Annotated in this window: 23 protein-coding genes and 2 pseudogenes; 14 read left to right on the forward strand and 11 right to left on the reverse strand. The window is 57.1% G+C overall.

The genetic code is table 11. The annotated features are described in order from the left end of the window. Window positions 1–140: 140 nt before the first annotated feature. The 3 genes from uvrA (at window position 141) to AU074_RS24635 (ending at window position 4,335) form a co-directional block, all read left to right on the forward strand. Entirely contained in the window at window positions 141–2,669 is a 2,529-nt protein-coding gene (gene uvrA, locus AU074_RS24620) for an excinuclease ABC subunit UvrA (protein WP_076016923.1), read from the forward strand. A 109-nt stretch (window positions 2,670–2,778) separates the two neighbouring features. Beyond that, complete coding sequence (locus AU074_RS24625) at window positions 2,779–3,204, forward strand: hypothetical protein (protein WP_143503667.1); 426 nt, start codon at window positions 2,779–2,781, stop codon at window positions 3,202–3,204. Window positions 3,205–4,035: 831 nt separating this feature from the next. Then, complete coding sequence (locus tag AU074_RS24635; protein ID WP_076016926.1) at window positions 4,036–4,335, forward strand: hypothetical protein; 300 nt, start codon at window positions 4,036–4,038, stop codon at window positions 4,333–4,335. Between the two features lie 225 nt (window positions 4,336–4,560). Here the strand turns inward: AU074_RS24635 and AU074_RS24640 are convergent, their stop codons facing one another. The 4 genes from AU074_RS24640 to AU074_RS24655 all read right to left on the reverse strand — a co-directional run bounded on the left by AU074_RS24640 (window position 4,561) and on the right by AU074_RS24655 (window position 8,250). Further along, window positions 4,561–5,337: a nucleotidyltransferase domain-containing protein gene (locus tag AU074_RS24640; RefSeq protein ID WP_076016927.1), complete on the reverse strand. Its 777-nt coding sequence runs from the start codon at window positions 5,335–5,337 to the stop codon at window positions 4,561–4,563. A gap of 161 nt (window positions 5,338–5,498) precedes the next feature. After that, on the reverse strand, window positions 5,499–5,738 hold the full coding sequence (locus AU074_RS24645) for a cytoplasmic protein (protein ID WP_076016928.1): 240 nt from the start codon (window positions 5,736–5,738) through the stop codon (window positions 5,499–5,501). A 58-nt stretch (window positions 5,739–5,796) separates the two neighbouring features. Then, the gene (locus AU074_RS24650) at window positions 5,797–7,293 is read right to left on the reverse strand and encodes a methyl-accepting chemotaxis protein (protein WP_076016929.1); all 1,497 of its coding nucleotides are present in this window, start codon (window positions 7,291–7,293) and stop codon (window positions 5,797–5,799) included. 312 nt (window positions 7,294–7,605) lie between these two features. Next, on the reverse strand, window positions 7,606–8,250 hold the full coding sequence (locus tag AU074_RS24655) for a TetR/AcrR family transcriptional regulator (protein WP_076016930.1): 645 nt from the start codon (window positions 8,248–8,250) through the stop codon (window positions 7,606–7,608). A gap of 65 nt (window positions 8,251–8,315) precedes the next feature. Here AU074_RS24655 and AU074_RS24660 point away from each other — a divergent pair, with 65 nt between their 5' ends. From AU074_RS24660 to AU074_RS24670, 3 genes are read left to right on the forward strand one after another with little or no spacing between them, the layout of a single operon-like run. Continuing rightward, the gene (locus AU074_RS24660; RefSeq protein WP_076016931.1) at window positions 8,316–9,071 is read left to right on the forward strand and encodes an SDR family NAD(P)-dependent oxidoreductase; all 756 of its coding nucleotides are present in this window, start codon (window positions 8,316–8,318) and stop codon (window positions 9,069–9,071) included. Window positions 9,072–9,096: 25 nt separating this feature from the next. Then, complete coding sequence (locus AU074_RS24665; protein WP_083676720.1) at window positions 9,097–10,560, forward strand: MDR family MFS transporter; 1,464 nt, start codon at window positions 9,097–9,099, stop codon at window positions 10,558–10,560. Between the two features lie 21 nt (window positions 10,561–10,581). Then, window positions 10,582–11,574 carry an alpha/beta hydrolase gene (locus AU074_RS24670; protein WP_083676721.1) on the forward strand — a complete coding sequence of 331 codons (993 nt, stop codon included), beginning with the start codon at window positions 10,582–10,584 and terminating at the stop codon, window positions 11,572–11,574. A 48-nt stretch (window positions 11,575–11,622) separates the two neighbouring features. Here the strand turns inward: AU074_RS24670 and AU074_RS34975 are convergent. Beyond that, a pseudogene (locus AU074_RS34975) lies at window positions 11,623–11,703 on the reverse strand (YeeE/YedE family protein); the annotation flags it as partial. 105 nt (window positions 11,704–11,808) lie between these two features. Next, a complete protein-coding gene (locus AU074_RS24680; RefSeq protein ID WP_143503669.1) occupies window positions 11,809–12,279 on the reverse strand; it encodes a hypothetical protein in 471 nt (156 codons plus the stop codon). Window positions 12,280–12,604: 325 nt separating this feature from the next. Here AU074_RS24680 and yiaY point away from each other — a divergent pair, with 325 nt between their 5' ends. The 3 genes and pseudogenes from yiaY (at window position 12,605) to AU074_RS24695 (ending at window position 15,770) form a co-directional block, all read left to right on the forward strand. After that, on the forward strand, window positions 12,605–13,753 hold the full coding sequence (gene yiaY, locus AU074_RS24685; RefSeq protein WP_076016933.1) for an L-threonine dehydrogenase: 1,149 nt from the start codon (window positions 12,605–12,607) through the stop codon (window positions 13,751–13,753). Window positions 13,754–14,123: 370 nt separating this feature from the next. Continuing rightward, a pseudogene (locus AU074_RS34630) lies at window positions 14,124–14,305 on the forward strand (phage late control D family protein); the annotation flags it as partial. Between the two features lie 46 nt (window positions 14,306–14,351). Beyond that, window positions 14,352–15,770 (forward strand): HEPN domain-containing protein, encoded by a 1,419-nt coding sequence (locus AU074_RS24695; RefSeq protein ID WP_143503671.1) that lies wholly within the window; start codon window positions 14,352–14,354, stop codon window positions 15,768–15,770. 454 nt (window positions 15,771–16,224) lie between these two features. On the opposite strand, the gene AU074_RS24705 is transcribed toward AU074_RS24695, so the two are convergent. From AU074_RS24705 to AU074_RS24720, 4 genes are all read right to left on the reverse strand, one after another. Further along, window positions 16,225–16,956 carry a putative phage abortive infection protein gene (locus AU074_RS24705; protein ID WP_159442640.1) on the reverse strand — a complete coding sequence of 244 codons (732 nt, stop codon included), beginning with the start codon at window positions 16,954–16,956 and terminating at the stop codon, window positions 16,225–16,227. 611 nt (window positions 16,957–17,567) lie between these two features. Further along, the gene (locus AU074_RS24710; RefSeq protein ID WP_076016937.1) at window positions 17,568–17,897 is read right to left on the reverse strand and encodes a DUF6124 family protein; all 330 of its coding nucleotides are present in this window, start codon (window positions 17,895–17,897) and stop codon (window positions 17,568–17,570) included. Between the two features lie 358 nt (window positions 17,898–18,255). After that, complete coding sequence (locus AU074_RS24715) at window positions 18,256–19,482, reverse strand: MFS transporter (RefSeq protein ID WP_017475280.1); 1,227 nt, start codon at window positions 19,480–19,482, stop codon at window positions 18,256–18,258. Between the two features lie 317 nt (window positions 19,483–19,799). Beyond that, the gene (locus tag AU074_RS24720) at window positions 19,800–20,663 is read right to left on the reverse strand and encodes a LysR family transcriptional regulator (RefSeq protein WP_017475279.1); all 864 of its coding nucleotides are present in this window, start codon (window positions 20,661–20,663) and stop codon (window positions 19,800–19,802) included. A gap of 112 nt (window positions 20,664–20,775) precedes the next feature. Here AU074_RS24720 and AU074_RS24725 point away from each other — a divergent pair, with 112 nt between their 5' ends. Further along, on the forward strand, window positions 20,776–21,384 hold the full coding sequence (locus tag AU074_RS24725; RefSeq protein WP_076016938.1) for a LysE family translocator: 609 nt from the start codon (window positions 20,776–20,778) through the stop codon (window positions 21,382–21,384). Between the two features lie 17 nt (window positions 21,385–21,401). Here the strand turns inward: AU074_RS24725 and AU074_RS24730 are convergent, their stop codons facing one another. Next, window positions 21,402–21,983, reverse strand: a complete 582-nt coding sequence (locus AU074_RS24730; protein ID WP_076016939.1) for a helix-turn-helix domain-containing protein — start codon at window positions 21,981–21,983, stop codon at window positions 21,402–21,404. A 156-nt stretch (window positions 21,984–22,139) separates the two neighbouring features. Between AU074_RS24730 and AU074_RS24735 the strand changes: the two genes are divergently transcribed. The 4 genes from AU074_RS24735 to AU074_RS24750 are packed head-to-tail and all read left to right on the forward strand — an operon-like array spanning window position 22,140 to window position 25,612. Beyond that, entirely contained in the window at window positions 22,140–23,033 is an 894-nt protein-coding gene (locus AU074_RS24735; protein ID WP_076016940.1) for a DMT family transporter, read from the forward strand. A 56-nt stretch (window positions 23,034–23,089) separates the two neighbouring features. Further along, window positions 23,090–24,118 (forward strand): beta-ketoacyl-ACP synthase III, encoded by a 1,029-nt coding sequence (locus AU074_RS24740; protein ID WP_083676730.1) that lies wholly within the window; start codon window positions 23,090–23,092, stop codon window positions 24,116–24,118. 46 nt (window positions 24,119–24,164) lie between these two features. Next, window positions 24,165–24,395, forward strand: a complete 231-nt coding sequence (locus AU074_RS24745; protein WP_076016941.1) for an acyl carrier protein — start codon at window positions 24,165–24,167, stop codon at window positions 24,393–24,395. After that, on the forward strand, window positions 24,395–25,612 hold the full coding sequence (locus AU074_RS24750) for a beta-ketoacyl synthase (RefSeq protein ID WP_076016942.1): 1,218 nt from the start codon (window positions 24,395–24,397) through the stop codon (window positions 25,610–25,612). The genes AU074_RS24745 and AU074_RS24750 overlap by 1 nt, the downstream gene beginning before the upstream one ends. Window positions 25,613–25,628: the final 16 nt, after the last annotated feature.

Raw genomic sequence — 25,628 nt, forward strand, 5'->3', positions numbered from 1 at the left:
GCCAATCCACTGTGGGAGCTGGCTTGCCTGCGATGGCGGTGTATCAGACCCCCATCTGGCAACTGACACACCGCCATCGCGGGCAAGCCCGGCTCCCACAGTGGATCTTCACTGCCTTGAACACACCGATAAGGTTACCCATGACTTCCCAGCGCAATCTGCCCCCAGACACCTCACTCACCACCCAACGCCCAGGCTTCGTGCGGGTGCGGGGTGCCCGGGAACACAACCTGCGCAACGTCGACGTGGACATTCCCCGTGACGCCCTGGTGGTGTTCACCGGCGTGTCAGGCTCCGGCAAATCCTCGCTGGCATTCTCCACCGTCTACGCCGAAGCCCAGCGCCGCTACTTCGAATCCGTCGCGCCCTATGCGCGCCGCCTGATCGACCAGGTCGGCGTGCCCGACGTCGACTCCATCGAAGGCCTGCCACCTGCCGTGGCCCTGCAACAACAGCGCGGCACACCCAGCACGCGCTCATCGGTGGGCAGCGTCACCACCTTGTCCAGCCTGATCCGCATGCTCTACTCCCGCGCCGGCAGCTACCCGGCGGGGCAACCGATGCTGTACGCCGAAGACTTTTCCCCCAACCTGCCCCAAGGCGCCTGCCCACAATGCCACGGCCTGGGCCGCGTGTACGAAGTGACCGAAGCGTTGATGGTGCCCGATCCTTCCCTCACCATCCGCCAACGCGCCGTGGCGTCCTGGCCACTGGCGTGGCAAGGCCAGAACCAGCGCGACATCCTCGTCACCCTCGGCTACGACGTCGACATCCCATGGCGAGACCTGCCGAAAAAGCAGCGCGACTGGATCCTCTTCACCGAAGAAACCCCCACCGTCCCGGTGTACGCCGGCTTCACGCCTGCCCAAACCCGCGACGCCCTCAAACGCAAACTCGAACCCAGCTACCAGGGCACCTTCACCGGCGCCCGGCGCTACATCCTGCACACCTTCACCCACTCCCAAAGCGCCCTGATGAAAAAGCGCGTGTCGCAATTCATGCAAGGCAGCCCATGCCCGCTGTGCGAAGGCAAGCGCCTGAACAAGGCCGCGCTGTCGGTGAAATTTGCCGGCGTAGACATTGGCGAACTGTCGCAAATGTCCCTGCTGCAACTCGCCGAGCTCCTGCGCCCGGTGGCCGAAGGGCAGGGCGATAAAAAACTCTCCGTGGAAAAACGCCTGGCAGCCCAACGCATCGCCCAGGACCTGCTGGAACGCGTCAGCACCTTGACCGACCTCGGCCTCGGCTACCTGGCCCTGGAGCGCAGCACACCGACCCTGTCATCCGGTGAACTGCAACGCCTGCGCCTGGCCACCCAGCTGGGCTCGCAACTGTTCGGCGTGATCTACGTACTCGACGAACCGTCCGCCGGCCTGCACCCTGCCGATGGCGAAGCCCTGTTCGCCGCCCTCGACCGCCTGAAGGCCGCCGGCAACTCACTGTTCGTGGTGGAACACGACCTTGAAACCATGCGTCGCGCCGACTGGCTGATCGACGTCGGCCCGGCTGCCGGCGAACACGGCGGCCAAGTCCTGTACAGCGGCCCACCCGCCGGCCTGGCACAGATCGAAGCCTCGCAAACCCGCGAATACCTGTTCGCCGAAAAGCGCCCGGTCAGCCAACCACCGCGCCAACCCACCGGCTGGCTGAGCCTGGAAGGCGTCACGCGCAACAACCTCAACGACCTCAGCGTGGACTTCCCCCTGGGCTGCTTCACCGCCGTGACCGGCATTTCCGGCTCGGGTAAATCCAGCCTCGTCAGCCAGGCGCTATTGGAACTGGTAGGCGCAGGCCTGGGCCGCGTGGTGGAAACCGAAGACGAACCCAGCCTCGAAGACGACGCCCCGCAAACCAGTGGCGGCCGCATCAGCGGCGGGCTGGAACACATCCGCCGCCTGGTGCAAGTGGACCAGAAACCTATCGGCCGCACACCACGTTCCAACCTCGCGACCTACACCGGGCTGTTCGACAACGTGCGCAAACTGTTCGCCGCTACACCGGCGGCGAAAAAGCGCAATTTCGATGCCGGGCAATTCTCTTTCAACGTCGCCAAAGGCCGCTGCCCGAACTGCGAAGGCGAGGGTTTTGTCAGCGTTGAATTGCTGTTCATGCCCAGCGTGTACGCGCCATGCCCGACGTGCCATGGCGCGCGGTACAACCCGGAAACATTAGCGATCAAGTGGGAAGGGCTGACCATTGCCCAAGTGCTGGGGCTGACGGTTGAACAAGCGGTAGAGGTATTTGCCGAAGAGCCGGGTGTGCTGCGCTCGCTGCAAGTGCTGCGGGATATTGGCTTGGGGTATTTGCGCCTTGGCCAGCCGGCGACCGAGTTGTCAGGCGGGGAGGCGCAGCGGATCAAGCTGGCAACCGAGCTGCAGCGTAATGCTCGGGGCGCGACGTTGTATGTGCTGGATGAGCCGACAACCGGGTTGCATCCGCGGGATGTGGATCGGTTGTTGAGCCAGTTGAATCATCTGGTGGAGGCGGGGCATACGGTGATTGTGGTGGAGCATGAAATGCGTGTGGTGGCGCAGAGTGATTGGGTGATTGATATCGGGCCGGGGGCAGGGGATAGAGGCGGGAAGGTGGTGGTGAGTGGCACGCCGCAGAAAGTTGCGAAGAGCAAGAGCAGCCGGACTGCGCCGTTTTTGGGGCGGGAGTTGGGATGAGTTTTGCTCGACGTGCGCCATGTTCGCCGGCAGCTTCGTGATTGCCCGAGCGTTCGGTAGACTGCAGCGGTTGGCTGGATGATCCGGCCTGTCGCTAGATCTGGAACTTATGGACACAAGTACACCTCAGGTACGAAACCCCTCACGCCCGGCGATGGTCACATTCTCGGTGGCTTATTGCTTGATTCTCACAATAAAAATTGCCTACTGGGTGGTCAGTGACGGCTGGGGTATGGCCAGGACGGGTGATATTTCGATCATCATGCTGCTCCCCGCTGCATTGACCTGCATTCTGTTGGCCGTGGGCAGCTTGTTGCTATGGTTGCGCAGTGCAAAATCTTCGTGGTTTCTATTGGGCTCGTTACTTTTCGGGCTGATGCTAATCCCGCTCATGCTTCCGGAAGTTTTCCTGGTATCGGCCAGCCAATATGTGCAGGTTGCCTGGTTCGTACTGCCGGCCGCCCTACAAGCAGCCTTGCTGATTGCCGTTTGGGTCTACAGCCTGCGGATACGCCGCACAGGCTATTTCAAGTAGCCTGTTCACGCTCAAAGCCCCGTCCTATGGAAAAGGGCTATGCAAGGTGCAGTAACGCCGGATAGTTTGGCGTTGTCCGCTGCTTTTGGCTGAGAGCGGTATTTTGTGAGGGCAGCTTTTGTCCGATTGCTACCCTTGGTGACTGGCGGCAATCGGCCAGGAGCAGACCTTCCTTAAATCTCCAAATAGGTTTACAAGCCAGATACGTTCACAAGTTTAGGCAAGACGGCATGACACTTTCCAAGGGCAGTATCATAAAACTGATCACTATTGACCGGGCGGCGGTGGTACTCAGGGACTGGATGAGTTCTCGGGAGGCGGCTCCTGGAGATATCGCCGTGGTGGAAAGGGTTTCAATGGGGGAGGCTGGATGTACCGTTCTCTTGTTGTGCGAGCCAGAAGTAGGATTTCTTGAGTGGAGAGCATCATATTTTGAGGCTGGGTTGACCTATGAGGTGCTTAGTAGCAGTCCCACTGACGTCGCCTCTTGAATGTCTGCTCAAGGCCGATTTCTACCTGCCGCCACCGTCCGCTTTGGGTCGATAGCAGCCGGTCGTTCCATAGTCTGCACGCCATCTGTTGAGCTGGCAGTATCGGCCCGAGGAGGGGAGATCAAGGTTGATCCAGGCGCGGCCATTTGCATGTAAAACAGCAGGATCATTCATATGATTGCCCTTATCGGCTCGCACTGTCCGCCTTCAATCGTCAATTGTCCTGGTTCTAACCGGGACGTGCTTAACCACCATTAGCCCGGTTGAACTGCCAACGCGTGGAACGACCCGCTATGCCGGTAAGTCTACCTGTATCTACTCATGGGTAAGGTACAGCGCAATGGATAAGACAATCACCGTCGATCAACTAGCGACCACCGACCTTGGATCAATCAACGAAATATGGCTCGGCGGGACGCATACCCAGCTATGCCTATGGCGTGGCGAACAGGTCTTCACCCACGAGATGATGAGCGAGGGCACCCACGATCAGAATGTCCAACGCCTGTGCTTGCAGTTGGTCAACCCTGACGATCAAGCCGCCGTGGTCAGCGTTGAGGTAATTGTGCGCGAGCGGCTGAAAAAAATAGGGAAGGAGGGCGAGTTTTACCCCGCAGAGGAGGCTGATACTCATCAATAAGAAAAGGAGTATCGGCCATTCATGGGGAGTTGATCCAAGGCCTGTTGTCGCTTGGAAGCGTATCTTCCGATGATGATCCAGGATCGCTTAGGATGACTCACTCAATTCAGTAACCCCATGAAGCAACCAACAGGTTATGGATATCGAATTTCGCGGTAATGGCATGCGTGATAACCCGTCTGTGGGTACATGAATCGCCCCTGATTTCATAGGCGCGTTATGGATTCAACCGGTTTGTATAGCCATCCAGGTCAAAAAACGATGGAGCTGAGTCGTAAACTTCTTCGGCTTGGCATCCGTATTCCTTGCCTGGGACGAGAAAAAAGAGATCTGCATTCTCATACTCGGGTAATGCTGAACAAACTGCTCTACCAGCTCTTCCAATGTTTGCGGCCACATCAGGTCCTGTTCAGAGCGAAGCACTTGAGTTGACCGGATGAGTTTGCGCGAAGCTTCGCGCTGCAAGCGCAGCGATTGCGTCGGTGTGGTCGCCTGGTCGATAAGGTCGGCATACCGGGTCAGTACGAATTCAAAGTCACCATTCACGGCAATGGCGATATCGCGCGACGGCTTGAACCGGTCGAAGCGTTGGGTCAGATCATTGCCCCATAAGCAACGACAGTGATGCTTGAGCCAATACCCCCAGCTCAATCGATTGTCAGCCGCCATTACTTCAGAAAGCGTACCGATATCGAAATCGATCTTGGTGACTTCGGCATGCCGACTTTCCAGCGTGCGCCTTTTCGACTCCAGCATTTCCAGATCCTGCGACGTAGGAGGGCTGTGCAGAATAAGGGTTAGGTCAAGGTCAGAAACCCCCGGCACGGCGTCGCCTCTCGCGACACTGCCATAAAGATAAATCCCGTCCAGCACAGGTTCCGGCTGCGCGAGCGTCATGCAAACGTCCGTCAGCAAAGCCTGAAACTGTGGCTGCATCTCGACGTTGGACACGGTGAGGATATAACCGTCCGCATCAATGCCACGAGGATGGAGTCGTTCCATGAAGCCGTCCGTGAGTTGTGTTCAGAGAGAGACGTTAACAGAGCCAATAGTGAATGCTTCCGGCCCAGAGTGTGTAAATACGTAGCCGAAACGTGCGGCACTGAGATAAAGCTCCTCTGTAGATCTCAAACAGAAGGGATGCCATCGAGTGACGGAATCTTTTAGAACCAATACTCGTGCATTTTCGAGAGAAATTCAGGGGTAATCGGCAAGCTGGATGCTGAACCGATAACCGAGTCGATCCCGCACTTCGGACACAAAGCGGTGCCATCTAGGTCAACCCATTCAGTGATTTCTGAAGGCGAAAACACACCTAAGCAGTAAAAACAGCCACAGCGATCGCTTGCTTCAATTTGAGTGCGGTGATTTGTAGAAAATAGGTGCGCTGAAATCACATCCATGGGTTAGTCCTTAAACTCCAAATTTACTAGAAAAAATCGGGGTCAATCGAGCGTCCGCTCACTGATGAAACCGACGCCCCAACGCATCCAGCCGCACCGCAATCGGCGGCAAGCGCTCACTGCTCCGGGCCAGCGTCTCCACATCCTGCGCCGTATTCTGCGCAATGCTCTGCACCGACTGCAGCCGCCCCACAATCTCCACATTTGCCGTGGATTGCTCACGGGTGGTCGACACAATCCGCCCATTCAACTGATCGATCTGCGAAATATCATTGCCCACCGCCCGCAGCATCTCCACCGCCAGCTGACTGTCTTCCACGCAGCGCTCCACCCCTTGGCGGCTGTCGTGCATGGCTTCAACCGCTTGCCGGCTGCCGTGTTGCAAGCCTTCAATGATCGTCTTGATTTCCTGGGTCGACACCGCCGTGCGTTGCGCCAGGCTGCGTACCTCATCGGCAACCACGGCAAACCCGCGCCCTTGCTCACCCGCGCGGGCGGCTTCGATGGCGGCGTTAAGTGCCAGTAGATTGGTCTGGTTGGCGATGCTGCTGATGACTTCCAGCACCGAGCCGATCTGTTCGGCTTGCACGGCCAGTCCCTGGACCGTCTCGTTGGTGTCGTGGAGGCGGGTGGCGAGCTGGGTGATTTCCTGCTGGGCGCGGCCGACGCTTTCCTGGCCACGGATGACTTGCTGACTGGCTTGCCCCGCGTGTTCGACGGCATGCTCCACGTGTACCGCGATATGGCCCATGGCGTCTTCCATGCGTTGCATGGAGTCGGTCATCTGGGCAATTTCCGCCAACTGGTGGCGCGCGCCTTTTTCCAGGGTGCCGCTGGCGTGGGCCAGTTCCTGGCCGAGTTGGCCGAGGCCGTGGGAGTCGCGGGCGACGCCGTCGATCAGGCCGGTGATCTGGGTCAGAAAGTGGTCGAAACGCGTCGCGAGTGAGACATGAACTTTTTCCGCGCTGCCCTTGACGGCCTCACCGCTGAACTGGGTTGTGACGGCGAGCATCTTTTCGAGCATTTCCTGGCTTTCTACCGCTTCTTTCTGACTGTGTACCGCGAGATAGAGCAGGGCGACCGTCTCCATCACCACGTAGAACGCATGGACGAAAATCATGCTCCAGCCGCCGTGATGCTCCATCACAAACACCGGGAAGCCCTGGTGCTGTAAGGCATGAAACACCACGTGGTGCACCGCGATGGTAGCCGCGGCCACCAGGATAGGCAGCCAGTCGCGGTAGAACGTCAGCACCGCCAGCAGCGCGAAGATACCGAAGTGTGATTCGATGACGCCCTCGGCCTGGTTGATGTGCAACGCCGCCATCACCATCAGGCCAACGCCCAGCGCACAGCGCATCAGGCGGGTGCCGCCGATGACGCGATAGGCCAGGGTCAGCACCACACTGGTGCCGCCGCCTATGATGAGCGCTTGCAGCAGCGTGTCGTGCCAAAACGCCAGGCCCAGGGAGAACAGCGTCATCAGCCAGATCAGGGCGAGCATGATGCGGTCGGCTTTACGGTAGTGCTCGATGAAACGGGCTTGCGCAGGCATTCACTCGTACTCCATGTGGACAGGCCGGGGTGAGGCAAGCATGCGACGTGCCATACGGGCATGCGGGGAGCGAATCAGGTGTAGGGGGGCGGGGATTGATTAGTGGTAGGAGGTTATCGGCGTTGTTGGGCGGGGCTTTAGGTTGGAAACGGCGAATAGAGGCTTGTCACGAGGGGCTGCAATCGGCCAATAGCGGCCAATCGCAAGTGGTGGTTTCCGCCCTTTAGCCGCCGTTCGTCTTTGGCTCGTTTGAAGAGTTTTAGGCTTATGCACTCGGTAGATCTGTCTTGCAAAGAGGTTGCCACCGAATTTTCAGCTTGGTTGGGTAACACAAGACTGGATCGCAGCGACGACCAAGCTTACAGGCTCGTCCTGTAAAGACAGATTGAGATCGGGTGAATCAAGTAAATGCCGCATAGTGGCGATTCCGATTACGTAGGACGCTATCAACGCAGCGCGAGCACTAGCATTTCTACCGCCTATTCGGAGCGCTAGCGGGTGCACGAACTCTTGTTTAAAGCGGCTTGATACGACCGACGAAGTCTCTGGGCTAGCTGCCGCCAGTAACAGCAAGCGCAGCGGGTTGAAGCCATCATTGTCAGCCTCAGATTTGTCATTTAACACCTGCCCTACGAGGAAAGCGCCAATGTCCTCCAGGTTTGCAGGCAGGTGCTCGTCGACATTGAATGCATTTTGAATGACGTGTTCGAACAATTGTTCCTTGCTGCCGAAATAGCGACTCACCAGCGCAGCGTCTACCCCAGACTCTCTCGCAATCTCGCGTATGCCAACGTTTTCGTAGCTCTTGGATGAAAAGCATCGCCGTGCGGCGTCGAAAATGCGTTGTCGGGTTTGCAACGCATTACGTGAGGGAGAAGCGGCTTTTGGAGTAAGCATGATTGAGGCGAGGACCGTTAACTGCTGTCGTGGCGACATCTTGTCATCAACTGTTGACATACACAAATCCATCGCGGAGTATCTAAGTCATCACTTGATGACAAAATACTGCGTGGGATGATTTTATGGCTGAAATAGTTCTTAAATTATCGGGCAAGGTCGCTCTGATAACGGGTGGCTCCAGCGGAATTGGCTTGGCTTCGGCGCAGCTGATGCATGAGCACGGTGCTCAAGTGGTTATCGTTGGGCGCGACGCCAAAAAGCTGAGCGAGGCCGTCAAGCTCATAGGGTTGCAAGCATCGGCGGTGGCGGCCGATATCAGCAAACTGGAGGATATTGACCGCGTGATGAGCGTTGTATCCGCGCGTTACGGCCGCATTGACGTTCTGTTGGTGAATGCTGGGACTTCACACAGTCCACCGTTGAGGGAAGTAGACGAATCAGCATTCGACACCATGATAGATCTCAATTTCAAAGGTGCTTTTTTCACCGTCCAGCGTGCATTGCCGTTACTGGCGGCAGAGGCGTCGGTGATCCTGACAGGCTCAGCGGCTGCAGACCTGGGGCGCTGGGGTGACCCTTTGTATGCGGCGTCCAAAGCTGCTGTGCGAAGCCTGGCTCGTACATTCGCCAACGATGAGGCAATGGCTCTCCGGCAAGTGCGGTTTAACGTGCTGAGCCCAGGTGCAGTCAAGACCCCGCTGACGCAATTGGCTTATGAGCAGCCTGACGTGGACGCCTATGTCTGCGCCGCCGTGCCGTTGAAACGCTGGGGGGCGGCAGAGGAAATTGCCCGCGCAGCGTTGTTCCTCGCTTGCTCCGATTCGTCCTACATGACGGGAAGTGTTCTGGCCATCGATGGCGGCATGGCACAAGTCTGAATGACCTACATCAGAGAATACGCCAATGCTAAATAACAACTTCCCATATTCCGACGCTGTACAGCCTGAGAAGGCAGTAGCGCTTTCAGCAATGCTATGGCCACTGATGCTGGTCTTGTTTATTTCGACACTCGACCAAACCATTATTGCCACCGCGCTCGCCCGCATGGGTGAGGATCTGCACGACAGTATTCACGCATCATGGGTCGCCACAGCTTTCTTGCTCACGAGCGCAATAAGCACGCTGATTTTCGGCAAGCTGGGTGACATGAAGGGCCGTAAAAAAGTGCTCCAGGTGGCTATCGCATTATTTGTTTTGGGTTCGGTGCTGTGCGCGCTTGCCCCAACAATGCTTTGGTTGATCGTTTTTCGTGCTTTCCAAGGCATCGGTGCAGGAGGGCTCAGCTCCCTGGTCATGGCGATTGTCGGCGACCTGGTTCCGGCACGGGACCGAGGGCGCTATCAGGCCATTCTCGGGGTAGTCCCTGCTTTGGCGATTATCGTCGGCCCGCTGTTGGGTGGGTTCATTGTGGACCAATGGAGCTGGCCCTGGATTTTTCTGATCAACGTTCCGATCGGAGGGCTAGCCTTCTATTTGATCGCCGTTCGCTTGCACTTGCCTGCTCGTTCAATAGCACACCAGTTGGATGTAGGTGGTGCACTCCTCGCGACCCTCTTCACGGGTTCATTTCTACTGCTGATGGTGCAAGGAGGACACGCGTTTGGATGGGGCTCATGGCAAGCACTGGGGCTGACGGCTATAAGTGTGATCGCCCTATCGGCGTACGTGCAGGTACAGCGCTTCGCTGCGGAGCCAATCACGCCGCTTAGACTGTTTGCCAATGACATTTTTTCGGTTTCATCGGCTTTGTTCTTCCTGTCTACGGCAACACTTTTTGTTGGCTTGCTCTTCGTCCCGCTCATGCTGCAAAACGTGTTCGGACTGTCCGCTCTAGGCGCTGGCAGCAGCATCATTGCCCTTTTATCAGGTCTGATCGGTGCAACCATGTTGACCGGTACGATCATTTCTGGAACCGGTCGTTACAAAATTTTCCCCATCCTGGGCGCACTGCTTGCGGGGCTTGGGCTTTACCTGCTGGGGCGATTGCATGTGGGCACGGCGCTATGGCTCATCGTGCTTTTCCTCGCGGTACTGGGCATCGGCCTCGGGTTCTTCATACAAGTTGTGGTTGTGGCAGGGCAGAACGCGGTTGCCTACGACGATCTGGGTGTCGCAACTGGCGCTCTGAACTTCTTCAAAACCCTTGGTGGAGCTACTGGCGCGGCCATATTTGGTGCCGTGCTCGCCCCCCGCATGGCACACGCGGCAACTGCCGAAGCGATGTTGGCGGCTTTTCACAGCGTATTCCAAGGCGCGATGATTTTAATGGTGCTTGCGTTGGTATTGGCTTTGCTGCTCAGGGAAAAACCACTATCACCAGAAATGGTCGCCGTAGCAGAGGGGCGCGTCGATGTTCCTGAATATTGAACTCACAACGGAGCGCGCGCAGTGACCTCTGAGCTTTTGGCATGGATGTGTGCAGCGACCATCACATTGTCAGTAACGGTATTGTTACTAATAAAGGGTAATACCGTTGTTGCACGGGAGGGTGTCGAACACATCACGGTGATCGGATGGGCGAGGGTGCTATTACTGCGTTGCGCTGCTCCTTTTTTCGTGGGCGTAGGCGGCACACTAGGCATCAGGAAACTATCCGCTCATGTGGTAAGGAAGCGGATAGAAACCCACCACGGAACGGTGACTATTACTGAGTATCGACCGCAGGGAGTGGAGGACGCACTGCCGGCGCATTTCAATTTCCATGGTGGTGGTTTCGTGGTCGGCTTTGCTCGGCAGGACGATTTGATCTGTCGACATATTGCTGTCAAAGCCTGCCGCGCGGTGATTAATGTGCACTATGCGTTAGCACCTGAGGCGCCTTTTCCAATTGCAATCATGCAAGCCTGCGATGTCATTGAGCGAATGATGACCTCACCGCACGAGTATAGGCTTCTTGCGGACACCCCCACACTCAGTGGGTTTAGCGCTGGAGGCACCATTGTCGCGGCCGTGACTCAACAGTTGAAAGATCGCAAGGATCTTGCACCTCGCCTGCAAGTGTTGATTTATCCAGGACTGGATTTTTCGTGGGACATCAATGAGCCCCTGGTACCGGTCGGGAATGCATCAGTGCTAACGCCTTCAATGATGAACTTTTTTCAAAGCCTGTACTTGCCAAAGCTGGCGGACCGCGTGCTACCGCTGGCATCCCCGGTATTAGCCGATAGCTTTAATAGTCTTTCGCCAACGCTCATTCTGACAGCGCAGAACGACTTGGTGAGGTCGGGTGGACAATATTATGCAATGCGTCTTGCGGCCGCCGGGGTAGACGTGCGTCATTTGGATTTCGCCAATTGCGATCATGGATTTACGCATTCCGGACCCGGGCAATCGGCCGTCGAAGCACTCGATATCATGACCGATGCAATCCGCACTGCGTAACGAATATGCAGTCGTTCAATGGCAGCTTTTGGCCGACTGCTGCCTCTCACACACTCCGTGACCACTGGTACAGCCGGAGCCGTACCGGGTTCCCACGCCGACGAGCACGCCCGCAATCACCAAGGTCAAGAAGAAACAACGCTTTCTCGCCTAATGACGTCCAAGGCGTAAAGTTGATCCAATCAATGCTCATTTTTTCAGTTCCTGCACAGAAGGGTGGGTGAAGGCTGTTGATCAGCGAACAGTGACCCCGCCATTTACACAATCGTGAATGACGCCTTCAAGCTTGCGACACAACATAATCAGCACAGCCGAAATATCTGGGTCGCAAGGGTCTATCGCCACGCCGAGTGTAGAGACGGTTATCGACGATCCGTCACTGATGACCTGGTCTGGGGTGGTCGACTGGATGGCCAGTCGGGCATCACATTGAGCGATTTTTTGCGCGATCTCCGCATTCTGATCGAGGTTTTCCCATTCGATGATTTCCTGAATTTCCCCAGGTACCCAATCAGGGTCGTCCTCTATCTGAATCAGAAAAGGGACAGGGGTATGGACAAGCAATTGTGGGATGACCATCCCATAGCCGCTCCACTCCGTTACCGAGACGCGCCACGAGGCGTTTTCTCGCAGATGTTTGGCAACGTCTGACAACGTCAAACCAGTGTGTTTTGAGTTGTAGCAAATGTGTGCAGAGCTAGTCATCGCGGCGCGCCTGTCGACCATCGGTTATGGGCCGACGATGCTAAAGCGCTTGTGGTTTATAGACAATTCAAATGACCGCTCTGGGCCGATAGGTCGCATGCCCGCCTTGTTGGGGCCGTTTGCCTCCCAGTACTAAAGGAGGAGCCGATGCCAGCTAAAGGACCATTTCAGCCTGACGCCATAGGTTTAGGCTCAACCCCGTGAACAAAAGAAACCGCCTGCGACGGCCTGTCCACGATTGCAGCGTAAACGCGCCGCATCACCTGCGAGATGAGTAGAAAACCTCACTGACTCCCGTGTCTCCATAATAAAAAGAGGATTTATCATGAGTAGCACCTTCTTCATTCCCTCCGTGAACATGATGGGCATTGGCAGCCTCGACGAGGCGATGCTCGCAATCCGCAAGTACGGATTCCGCAAAGCCTTGATCGTCACCGATGCCGGCCTGGCCAAAGCCGGCGTGGCGGCCAAGGTCGCCGGCCTGTTGGCCCAGCAAGACATCGACTCTACCCTGTTTGATGGCGCCAAACCGAATCCGACCGTCAGCAACGTGGAGAAGGGCCTTGAACTGCTGGCCCGCAGCGACTGTGATTTCATTATTTCCCTGGGCGGCGGTTCACCCCACGACTGCGCCAAGGGCATTGCCCTGTGCGCCGCCAACGGCGGGCACATCAGTGATTACGAAGGCGTGGACCAATCCGCCAAACCACAAATGCCACTGATCGCCATCAACACCACCGCCGGTACGGCGAGTGAAATGACCCGTTTCTGCATCATCACCGACGAAGTCCGCCACGTGAAAATGGCCATCGTCGACCGCAACGTCACACCCCTGTTATCCGTCAACGACCCTTCGCTGATGGCCGCCATGCCCAAAGGCCTGACCGCCGCCACCGGCATGGACGCACTGACCCACGCCGTCGAAGCCTACGTGTCGACCGCGGCCACGCCCATCACCGATGCCTGCGCACTCAAAGCCATCGAACTGATCTCGGCCAACCTGCGCACCGCCGTTGCCCAGGGTGACAACATGACCGCCCGGGAAAACATGGCCTACGCGCAATTCCTTGCCGGCATGGCCTTCAACAATGCTTCGCTGGGTTATGTACACGCCATGGCGCACCAACTGGGCGGTTTCTACGACCTGCCTCACGGCGTGTGCAACGCGATCCTGCTGCCCCATGTATCGAGCTTCAACGCCAGCGTATGCCCGGCCCGGTTTAAGGATATCGCCCATGCGATGGGGGTTGAGACTCAGCAACTGGATGCGGAGAAGGGTGCTGCGGCGGCTATTACGGCTATCCGTAAACTGTCTGCGGATGTGGGGATTCCGAGCGGCCTCGTTGAGCTGGGTGTGAAGGCTGACGACATTCCGACACTGGCAACCAATGCGATGAAAGATGCCTGCGGTTTTACCAATCCGCGTCCTGCCAATCAGGATGAGATTGAGCAGATTTTTCATACGGCGATGTGATTGATGTGAAGTGATGCTGGAGAGAACGCCCCGCCTTTGGTTGAAGTGCGGGGTGTTTTTGTTGGCTGACCGATAGGGTTGAAGTGGCTCACTGGCTGGCCGGCGGGCTATCACGAGGGGCTACTGTCGGCCAAAAGCGGCCGCTCAACAATTGCGTCGTGCACGTCCTGTGACAGGGCCCAAAGCGCCTTCGGAAACACTTCGCTTTAGCTAGCGCTGCCTCGTTGTATCGATTCTCGCGAGCGGCGTTGGAGCATTTCCAAGCTCTTCGACCATACAATCTATGAAACACCTGACACTGGCCTCCAGAAGACGCTTGCGGGGATAGATCGTCCGTATCCTTAGCTCGTCGTCAATCTCGACCCATGACGATTTGGCAGACGACCCTGGCGGCAACTACACTGGCATTATTGCCTACTACCGCGACGCTAAATCCGGTACCGAGAAATCCATCACTGCAGGCGACCAGAGCAAGCCGCAGTGCTACGGAATCTCTATAGCAGCAAGAACAGTGCGCAGCGGGCTATAGATCGAGAATGGACGAATCAGTAGAGCCGAAGGTAGGTTGGTATTGGGTTTAGCATGCTGAGCCTGATGGATGCCCTATACGTTATCGCGGGAATCAAAATTTTATGTCGAAGGGAATCAAATGAGGCTGGAAAGCGAATTTAAAAGAACTGGATTTTTCTCTACACCAAATAACCCTGAGAAACAGTTCCAGGGCACTCTCACAATAAGTGATGGTGGCGATATTGAGCTTGAAATAACTACAATAGAAACAGATCTAATGACCTTAGATGATTATCATATTGGTCGACTTATTGGGAATCTGGAAAAAGCTGGTGCCGTAACTCTCGACGACTGCTTCTATATAAATAGAAACGTAGCATTCGGAGCGCCCGCTACATCTCGCATACGGGTCGGTCGCGCTACCATAGGAGCCGTCTATGAAGCAGAGGAAGAGACAGTCTTTTCAGAGTTCAGCTTTAGCATTGAAGGCATTGATGATTGGCTTCGAACCAGCGGCATCAAGGTAGAACACAGTGAAAACACTGCAACGATAATGTACGAACCACAACAACCGATTATTGTATACAGTGAATCCGGTTGCGAAATATCAATTTGCTTTGCTTACACAATCCCAGGGTTCCCCACATACAGCGAAGCAAAGATCACCCAATCTGCGTACATCAAGATCTCAACCTCAGAGCCTCAATGCTTTAGTTATTTCACAGACATCGCTTATAAAATAACTAACCTGCTTTGCTTCGCCACAGCCTGTTCACTATCCATGCACTCTGTGAACGCCAAGGTTCCAGGTAGCTCGACAGATAGCGGCGAGTCTATCAAGGTAAAGCTTTTCTACCCCAGCCTCCCTTTTTCAGAATCCAAACCAGACGTCAAACGGCACGGCCTACGCTTTGCCTACCCTCAAATTCGCGATCGTTTCCCTGATATTCTTAAAAAGTGGCTAGATGATTATGAATTATTGTCCCCTGCTTTTAACCTTTATTTCTCAACTCAGAATGGAACGCATAAATATTTAGACTCGAAGTTTTTATCACTAATGCAAGGATTGGAGACGTTCAGTCGGCGCACACATACAGCGACTCAAATGGACCCGGAGCACTTTCATGCGCTCACCCTACAACTATTAATATCTTGCCCATCAGAAAAACACGATTGGCTATTTGGTCGACTACAGCATGGTAATGAGATTACTCAAGCCAATAGAATCAAAAAACTAATCGAACCCTTCGAATCCCATTTCGGAGACAAAGCTACAATCAATAGCATTGTTCGCAAAATCGTAGATACCAGAAATTATCTAACACATTACGACTCAGCTGCAGAAAAGCGGGCCGCTAAAGGTCGAAACCTTTGGATTCTAGGGCAAAAACTAGAGTCCATATTCGAACTGAACATTTACAAGCGCTTATCATTCAGCGATGAAGACATCGTGAATATCTGCAAATTCGGAAACCTTAAACAAAAACTCTGCCTGTTACTCGAATAACCTCATCCCAGCGCGTGGTATAGCACTGACGCTTCATATCCCGCAGCATGCCCCGCTCCAGTTCGTCGGGCACATAGCCTGCGCGTATAGGACCGCGCAGCAGCGGTAATCCGGCCGCATTAAGCGTTCAGGCTGAAGGTACACATGGTCTGAACCGCGTTTTCGTCCAGAAGGGAAATTGGCTCTGGCGCGATGGGCTGCTTCTGGCCGTTTCCTGCTTGTCGTGACTGGCTGAAAACGGCCACAAGCAGCTCTTCATGAGAGTTGTAGACCGACCTGTAACAGACGATGGCGAAGGCTAGAAGCAGACCTCCTCCCTGACTACATTTGGCAAAATGGGGCGTCCAGATGCCCATTACACATAAACTATCGAACGACCGACGTCGAGCGAGACAAATACTGTACGACGATTTACGGGCGCGGGGAGATCATCAACGCCTGAATCAAATAGTTATTAACTATTATTTCTGATCGCTGACGTGTTTCGCATAACTCTATGGGCTGTCATTTTCATTATCTTATCAGCATCAATATGTTCCAATCCTAGAAAGGCAATGCCGTTGAATTGGCTTGACATGTACTGTGCCCACCCGCCAAAGTGTTTTTTCCCTAGTGGCTTCAATAAGGAGTACTTCTCGGCATAGTACTTTAAATCTGTACCGTAAGGTCCGAGGCAGTTAATCTGCAGTAGTGCCATCTCTGAGTCGCTTAGCTGGGCACGTACAATATTGGTATAGCTTCTTTTGCGCAGATAGTCTGTATATCGTCTTCTTTTATTTGACGTTAAAATATCTAAATCTTTACTGTCAATTGGTGTATCTTGACTAGAGTCAATCATTTTCATAATCCAGTAGAGATTTCGAAAGTAATGGCCGACTGAGCTTTTCCACTGAGTGCAAAATTGTTCAATTTGGTTTTGAATTTCTTCATCAGTTACTAACTCGGGAAAAAAGGATCCTGCCTTGTAGTCTTTGGTTTCTTTGAAGCTTTTTGCAATCCTCTCAATTGCATATCGACCTTCGCTAATATCGTTTGCCGATCCTGTATATTTGATATCGGCCAGTATTTTCGAATGCACATCTAGCATACCGAACAATGTTGATTCAAACATTTGTCTTGAGTAGACGGCCGTTTGCTGCCGTTGTTCCTGAGTAGCGGTTTTGGCCTCTTGCTGGGCAGCCTTCATCTCCGCTCTCTGTAGGGACATGGTTTTTAAAACTGCCATTAGCGCTAAGAAACTTAGCAACGGATTCAAAAAACCACCAGCAAAGTCACCAAGCTGACCCCAATAACTTGCCGATTCGTGGTTGGCAACCGCTAATATAGGTATGTTAACGCTTTCAAAAAATGAAGATACAAAGCACCAAATACAGCACTACATGCAAGCACTGCAAACAACGCTACGCTAACAAAAAAACGGTTGTTTTTTGCATATACAATAATGTAACCGATGGAAGTTTTAGAATGCATATAAAAATCTTTAAGCGACATGATGGCTCCATATAATGCGGAGAGTTCTCCACTAATCTTCTTCCATGCTCAGGCGAAAATTTATCGCTGCAATTAAAGGATAGTGGCATAGTGCCTCGCGTACGGGCAAGATGTTTGAATTTTTCCTGAATATGCAAAGACATTTGAGTGGCTTCTTTTGGCCGAAATCCGACATTCAGTATAGTCGGAGAAAAGCAGTGCCTTGGCACGTGTGCCGTCGCTGAGCCGCTGTAGATGCCTACAACGCCCCAGCGGCTAATCTATTGCGTGCACTGAACGGTAAGTGCTATTGGACTACGTCTGATTTCAGCTACACGGCACCTCCCGATCCATCAGCTTCCCCATCAACAGCACCCCCAACTCACTAAGCTGGTGAATCGCCAACGCCACATCACGGTCTTTCCCGCTCAGCTCATCCGACAGATCAAGCAGCAACGCGCTGACCGAGGCGAAGGTTTCATAACTATTGGTAATCAGGCTTTCACTGCTGGCATCACCAGCCACACTGAACAGCGTACCCGACGGCGGGGCGGTCTTGGCGGAGGAGGGATTGAGATAGTGATGCAAGGCGCGGTGCGCGGCTTGGTTGAGTTTCAAATCGGGAGATCCCGGAGGATTCGGCGTTACCTTGAACATATCAGTAGTTTTCCTGAGCTGGGCCGCCACCACATCGCTACTAAACGAAGTGGGGTGGCGGCTGTACGCAGGTTAGTAGACCGGGGAAACTACAAAAGCCGGCGCGTCCGAAGACGCCCTGCGCACAGCCACCATCAAGCACAGACAAGAAGGTCTGATAGATGCTGCTTATGCACTTGCAGTTAACCTCGGGCTACTAAACCCGATCACTGAGGTTTCAGCGACCGAGCAACCTTAGAGACGCCCACCCAGGTGCACAAGCCGGCGGATTCTGACGCAACTGTAGGCAATGGAGCAAGGCGCCGTGCTCACTGCTTCAAGCCACGGGACTGAAATCAATCAGTCCCGTTTTTCTTTCTCAGGCCGGTTGCGCCGCCAGGCTATTACTCACCTTGCGCCCCAACACCAGCACCGTCACAAACCCAGCGCCCACCAACGCCGTCGCCAAACTCAACAGCACCGACGTCCCCATCTTGTCGACGATCTGCCCGCCAAAGAACGAGCCCACGGCAATGATCACCTGGAACAACGCCACGAACAGCGGCATGCCACGTTCCACATCCTTGGGCGCGACCACGAACATCCAGATACTCGCGCAGGCCGGGAAGGCGCCGAAGGCGAACCCCCACAGTGCGATCAGCATCACGGCGCCGCTCATGCCGGTGGCGAAGTAGGGGAACAGGGCGGTGCTGGTGCCGATCATCAGGGCCACCAGCAACAAGGTGTGGCGCACGCTGCGGTTGGCGGCGAAGCCGGCGAAGACGTTGCCCATTACGCCGGCCACGCCGTAGAGCAGCAGCAGGGAACCAATGGTCGGGCCGTCGAAGCCGGAGCTGTTTTTGAAGAACGGCGCGACGTAGGTGTACGCGGCAAAATGCGCCAGGCCGATCAGCAGCACGGCGATCAAGCCGACCCGGGCTTGTGGGTTGATGAACAGGGCCGGCAGGTCGCTGATACGGATGGCCTTTTCCGGTTCGAGCCGGGGCAGCAGGAACATCTGTGCCAGCAGTACCGGTATGCCGACCAGCGCGGTGACGAGGAAGGTCATGCGCCAGCCCATCAGGCCGCTCAGCCAGGTGCCGACGGGTACGCCGAGGACGGTGGCCAGGGTCACGCCCATCATGATGATCGAGGTGGCCTTCGCTACGCCCACGCCCTTGGGCGCCAGGCGGCCGCTGAGGGCGATGGCCGTGGCCCAGAAGCCGCCGATGCTGATGCCCAGCAATACGCGGCCGAACAGCAGCAGGCTGAAGTCGCTGGCGTAGGCCACCACCATGTTGGCGATGATCATGATCAGCGTTAGGCCGATCAGCAGGTAGCGACGGTCCATGGCGCCAATGCCCACCGACAGCAACGGGGCGGCGAGGGCGGCCATGATGCCGGGCAGGGTGACCATCAGGCCGGCGTGGCCGGCGCTGATGCCGAGGTCGGCGGCGACGTCGTTGAGTACGCCCACCGGCAGGAATTCGCTGGTGACCAGGGCGAAGGCGCCCACGGCAACCGAGAGAATCGCCAGCCACTGCTGCAGGACGGTTTGTTGATTATGTTCAGGGAGGCCGCTAGGGGCCCGGCTTGCGCTTGGCATGGTGTCGGGTTCCGGGAGGATATTTCGCCTGAGGGCAGACGGGAGGGGGAAAGTGGAGGCGATTATAGGAATGGGTTTTGGTAAGCCAATAGGCGACCGGTTCGATAGTAATCATCAGTCTCGTTGATAAGACGGCCTGAGTTGAGCGGTTGCTTCTGTGTCGCCCGCTGAGTTCCCAGTGGGCCAGTGAGGGGGGAGCGGTTACGGGGGAGGGGACTGCTGCGCAGTCCAACGGGAGCAAGCTCCCTCGCCACAGGTTATTGGGTGACCCTCTCGCGTTGGTGTTCAGGCGTGGATTTAGCGTGATGCTTTCTCCACTAAGGCTGAACCCTCAGCGCCCGGATGATAAACGCATGCAGGCTGTTCACCGCTTTAGAGCTGCGAGAGGCCCGGCTACGCAAAATCGAAACGTCCATGGGTTCAATGGCCGCCAAGCCGTGCTCCTCACCCAACACCTGAAGCGATGGCTGCACGGTGCACTGAGTGATAGCGGCAATCGCCAGGCCACCTTCGACCGCAGCCACCTGGCCGGCAAGGCTGGAGCTGTTGTAGACCACCTTGAACTCGCGCCCTTGTTGGGTCAGTGAATTCACCGCATAACGCCGCGCCAGGCTTGCGCTTTCATAGACGGCGATGGGAAGCGGGTCGCGTCGCCACAGTTCGAATTGGGGTGAGCCGACCCAGACCATGGGTTCCTTGAACAGAAATGTGCCGCTTTGGGGCGAATCCCTGGACACCAGCGCCAGGTCAAGGTCGCCGCTTCGCAACTGCGGGATCAGCGTGGTCGACTGTTCACAAGTCAGTTCGATTTCCACCCCTGCGTAGCGCGGCGAATAACGCTTGAGCAGCGGCGTGAGGTACCTGGCTGCGTAGTCTTCCGCGACGCCAAGGCGGATGCGCCCGGTCAGCTCTTCACCGTGGAACGCCGCCTGGGTTTCAGCGTGGAGGGCGAGCATGCGGCGGGCGTAGCCCAGCAGTGTCTGGCCGTCGGCGGTCAGTTGCAGGTGCCGGGGGCCTCGACTCAACAATTGCCGTCCAAGGGCAGCCTCGAGTTTTTTCATCTGCATGCTGACGGCGGACTGCGAGCGGTTGACCTCATGGGCGGCACCCGACAAGGAGCCGGCATCCACCACGGCCACAAAGCATTTGAGCCAATCGAGTTGCAAGTCACTGGCCGGCATCGCGCTTACCTCTATTCGTTAATCGAATGGCTGTGACGTGAATTATGCGCTTTTCATGACTGTTTGTTCACCCGCAAGATTCTGGCCTGGATCACACCTACTGGATCGGACCATGCCCTTTGATACCTGGCTGCTTTACCTGGTTACCTGCTTCGGCATCGCGGTGGTGCCGGGGCCCAATGCGTTATTGGCGCTGACCCATGGCGCGCTTCACGGCAATCGGAAGACGCTGTTCACCATCACCGGTGGCGTGCTCGGTTTTGCCATCGTGCTGTCGCTTTGCGCCTTGGGGTTGGGGGCGCTGATCCAGGCGTCGGCCAGTTGGTTTTTTGCGTTGAAGGTGGCCGGCGGGCTGTATCTGATCTGGTTGGGCTTCGGGTTGTGGCGGGCGGCACCGGTCAGCCTTGAGGCGACCGGCGCGACCAGCTCGCGGAGCTGGTCGCTGTTCCGCCAGGGGCTGGTTTCGGCGATTTCAAACCCCAAAGCCTTGCTGCTGTTTACGGCGTTTATTCCACCCTTCCTGGATTCCCACCGAAGCATCATCGCGCAGACCATCACCATCGCGCTGACCTACGCCGTGGTGGAGTTCATCGTTGAATACCTGGTGGCCAGCGCTGCGCACCGGGTCCGGCCCTGGCTGGCTCGAACCGGGCGCCGGTTCAATAAAGTCTGTGGCGGGTTCTTCGTACTGTTCGGGTTGGCCCTGCCGATCCATGCCTGAGGGCACATGCCCGCGCGTCAGGGGTGTTCGATCACCATCACCGCGGTGGTATCCGCTTCAAGCGCCTCAAACATATGGGGCGCATTCGCCAGGTAGCTGATGTAGTCGCCGGCGTATAGCAGCACGGGCTCATTGGCCGGGCCGATATTCGCGCTGCCGCTGCACAGCACCACGTGCTCGACGGTGCCGGCCGGGTGCGGCTGTGACAGGCGCACCTCACCAGGCTGGACCTTCAGCCGGTAGATATCGCGCCGCACCCCCGCCGGGCAATCGGCAAGCAGTGTCGCCGCATAGTTGGCGGTTTCGGCATAGGTGGTCATGCCTTCGTTGGCACGAATCACCCGCAGGTTTTGCTGGGGCTGTTCGAAGAACCGGGTGACTTGCAACCCCATCGCCATGGCCAGCGACCACAACGTTTCGATGCTGGGATTGCCAATGCCGGATTCCAGCTGGGACAAGGTCGACTTCGCCACGCTCGCGCGTTTCGCCAATTCGGTCAACGAGAGCCCGGCAGCCAGACGTTCGCGCTTGATAGACAGGGCCAGCAGATCAATTCGACTCGGATTGTTGCTGAACAGGTTGTTCGTTATGTCGTTCATTTGTTTTATAGATCATCCTAAAATGGGTTGACGCTCTGTTACACCTTGTTCAGTATAGTGGTCATTAGTTCATTATAAAGTTCGTATTGCCGAACCCTGGCCAGCAAACAGGTGGCTTAGGTTACGGCAATGCCTGCCGCAAGGAAGCAGTGTGTGATGAAGTCGCAAGCCCGTGGAACGCTCGAAATGATTTCGGCCATGGTGATCTCCGGCACGGTGGGCTGGTTTGTCATCATGTCGGGCCAGAGTCCCGAAGCCGTCGTGTTCTGGCGCTGCCTGTTTGGCGCCATGGCGATGCTGGTGGCGTGCCTGGCGCTCGGCGTACTGCGGCGTTCCCGGATCACTGCCCGGCAATTCATCCTGGTGTGCCTGGGCGGGGTGGCGTTGATTCTCAACTGGGTGTTGCTGTTCAGCGCTTACCGTTATTCCTCCATTGCCATCGCGACGGTGGTCTACCACATTCAGCCTTTCATGCTGGTTGGCCTGGGTGTGCTGTTCTTTGCTGAACGCCTGAATGCCGCCAAGGTAGGCTGGCTCCTGGTGGCCTTCGCCGGCCTGATGCTGATCGTGTCCGCCAAGGGCAGCGGCCAGGCCACCGGCGCCGATTACCTGCTGGGTGTTTGCCTGGCCCTGGCTTCGGCCTTCTTCTACGCCGTGGCCGCGGCGATCACCAAGCGACTCAAGGATTTGCCCGCGCATCTGATCGTGCTGATCCAGATGGTGGTGGGCGTCCTGGTGCTGGCGCCGATCGTGGATTTCTCCACGGTGGACGCGATCGATGGGGCCTGGACTTACGTGATCATCATTGGCGTGGTTCACACGGGGCTCATGTCGACCCTGCTGTACAGCGCCATTCAAAAAATTCCCACGGCATTGGTGGGGGCGCTTTCGTTCATCTATCCGATCGTTGCCATCGTGGTCGATTGGGTGGCCTTCGCCCATCCACTCGGCGTGCTGCAGGTGGTTGGCGCGGCCGCCATCCTGTTGGCGGCGGCCGGCATGAATTTCGGCTGGTCGCTGGGTAAGGCGAGACGCCAGGAAGTGACTTAGGGCCTGGCGCGACATCGCAGGCCGTCTGAACCATCGTTGAATCAAGGGAGTTGATCGTGACTGTGATCCTGTGTGGCCTGGGAGGCTGTCTTCCGCCTCAGATAATTGACAATCAGCAGATTTCCGACGGGCTCGATACCACCCCCGAGTGGATCGAATCGCGCACCGGCATCCGTGAACGAAGGATGGTCAGTGACGGTTTGAGCGTACGCGACCTGGCGATCAAGGCCGGTGCCCGGGCGCTCGCTTCGGCGGGTGGGCGGGCGGTGCAAGCGGTGGTGGTCGCGACCACTTCCCCAGACCGCATCTGCCCGGCGGTGGCGCCGGAAGTGGCGTCGGCACTGGGTTTGGGTGATATCGCCGCCTATGACATGACCTCCGCCTGCAGCGGTTTCGTCTACGGGCTGGCGACCGCTTCCGGGCTGATCGCTGCGGGCATTGCCGACAGCGTCTTGTTGATCGGCGCGGAAGCGTTTACCACCTTCGTCAACCCGGATGACCGCGCCACCCGGCCGATCTTCGGTGACGGTGCCGGGGCGGTGGTGTTGCGACGTGGCGAGGCTGACGAAGACGGCGCGCTGGGTTGCTTCGACCTGGGCAGTGACGGCGCACGTTCGGACTTGCTGGCGATTCCGGCGGGCGGCTCGCGACAGCGTTCGGCCAGCGTCGGGCTGGGCCATGGCACGGTAGCGCCAAGCGAGTTCTACCTGCACATGGACGGCCGCGCGGTCTACGAACAAGCCGTCGCCCGCATGTCTACCTCGGCCCAAAGCGTGCTGGACCGTACGCAATGGTCGATGGACCAGGTGGACTGGTTCGTCGGTCACCAGGCCAATGTGCGCATCCTGCAATCCGTGGCCTTCGAGCTGGGCCTGCCCGCTGAAAAAGTGGCGGCGAATATCCAGCGCCTGGGCAACACCCTGACCGCCTCCATTCCGCTGCTGCTCAATGACCTCGCCCTGAGCGGCGACCTGCAGGCCGGCCAGCGGGTACTGGTGAGCGCATTCGGTGCGGGGCTTTCGTGGGGTTCTACCGTGCTGCGCTGGCCGCAACTGACCACCCGCAACAGTGAGTGGCAAGACTGATTCAGATTTTTCCCAACCTACAGTTCCACACAACAGGAGTCATGTGATGACCGTAAGTAACGAAGCAATCGCCCAAGCCATTTCCGCGCGTTTCAACATCGAAGAAAGCCGTATCGTTCCCGAAGCTTCGCTCGAAGACCTGGGGTTCGACTCGCTGTCGCAGGTCGACCTGGCCCAGTTGCTGAGAAAGAAACTCGGCGTGCAAATCAGTGATGCACAGCTCTCGGACGTCGCCACGGTCGGTGACGTTCTGGCGCTGGCCAACGGTAAGGTGTGATGGGCGCCGAGGCTGTGGTGGTGACCGGCATCGGCCTGGTCACGCCGGCCGGCATTGGCATCGAGGCGAACTGGCGGCGGGTGTTGGCAGGTGAAGCCACCGCCGCGCCAGACAAGACCCTCGAAGCGTTGCCGGTGGGGATCTCTTGCCGAGTACCGAGTTTCGACAGCGCCCTGCTGGGGGTGAAAAGCCCCTGGCAGTGGGACCGTTACGCGCAATTCGCGCTGCTGGCTGCGCGCCAGGCCCTGGAGGATGCAGGGCTCGAGGCGGGTAACTGGAAAGACGAGAGTCGCGTGGCCGTCATCATTGGTTCGGGCGCGGGAGGCACCGCCACCCTGGAGCAACAGCACGCCGTGCTGATTGCCGAAGGTGCCGATGATATTTCCTCGCTGACCCTGCCCATGGGCCTGCTGAACATGGCTGCCGGCCAGGTGGCCATTGAGCTGGGCGCCCGCGGCCCGTGCCTGGCGCCGTGTTCGGCCTGCGCTTCCGGCGCTTCGGCGCTGGGCATGGCTAAGGACCTGATCAACCGTGGGGTTTGCGACATTGTAGTGGCCGGCGGTGCAGAAGCCCCGATCACCCCGCTGTATGTCGCGGCGTTTGCGAAGATGCGGGCGTTGTCGCGCAACACCGATGCGGGCGGCGCATCGCGCCCGTTCGATGTGGCGCGGGACGGCTTCGTCATCGGCGAAGGCGCGGGGATATTCGTGCTCGAGTCCGAGGCGCATGCCAAGGCCCGTGGTGCGCGGAGCAGGGGACGCCTGCTCGGCTACGGCGCTTCTGCCGACGCTCACCACGTGACGACGCCTCACCCTCAGGGGCTCGGCGCGCGGTTGGCGATGCAAGGTGCGCTGCGTGATGCGGGCATCGAGGCGGGCGCTGTGGATTACGTCAACGCCCACGGCACCTCGACGCCGGGTAACGACGTGACCGAGTCGAAGGCCATTGCCGAGCTGTTCGGGCCGCAGATTCTAGTCAGTTCGACCAAGGGCGTTACCGGACACCTGCTGGGCGCCGCTGGTGCCATCGAGGCGGCCTACACCTTGCTCGCCCTGGAGCACGGGCAAGTACCGCCGACGGCCAACTTGCGCAACCCCGACCCGTTGATCGCGGTTGACCTGGTCCAGGGCCAGGCCCGCACTCAACCGATCAAGGTGGCGCTTTCCAATTCGTTCGGATTTGGCGGCCAGAACGTCTCACTGGTGTTCGTCGCCTGAGACGCTGCCGCTCACT

Origin of the sequence: Pseudomonas sp. ATCC PTA-122608 (assembly GCF_001952855.1) — a bacterium.
Lineage (GTDB): Bacteria > Pseudomonadota > Gammaproteobacteria > Pseudomonadales > Pseudomonadaceae > Aquipseudomonas.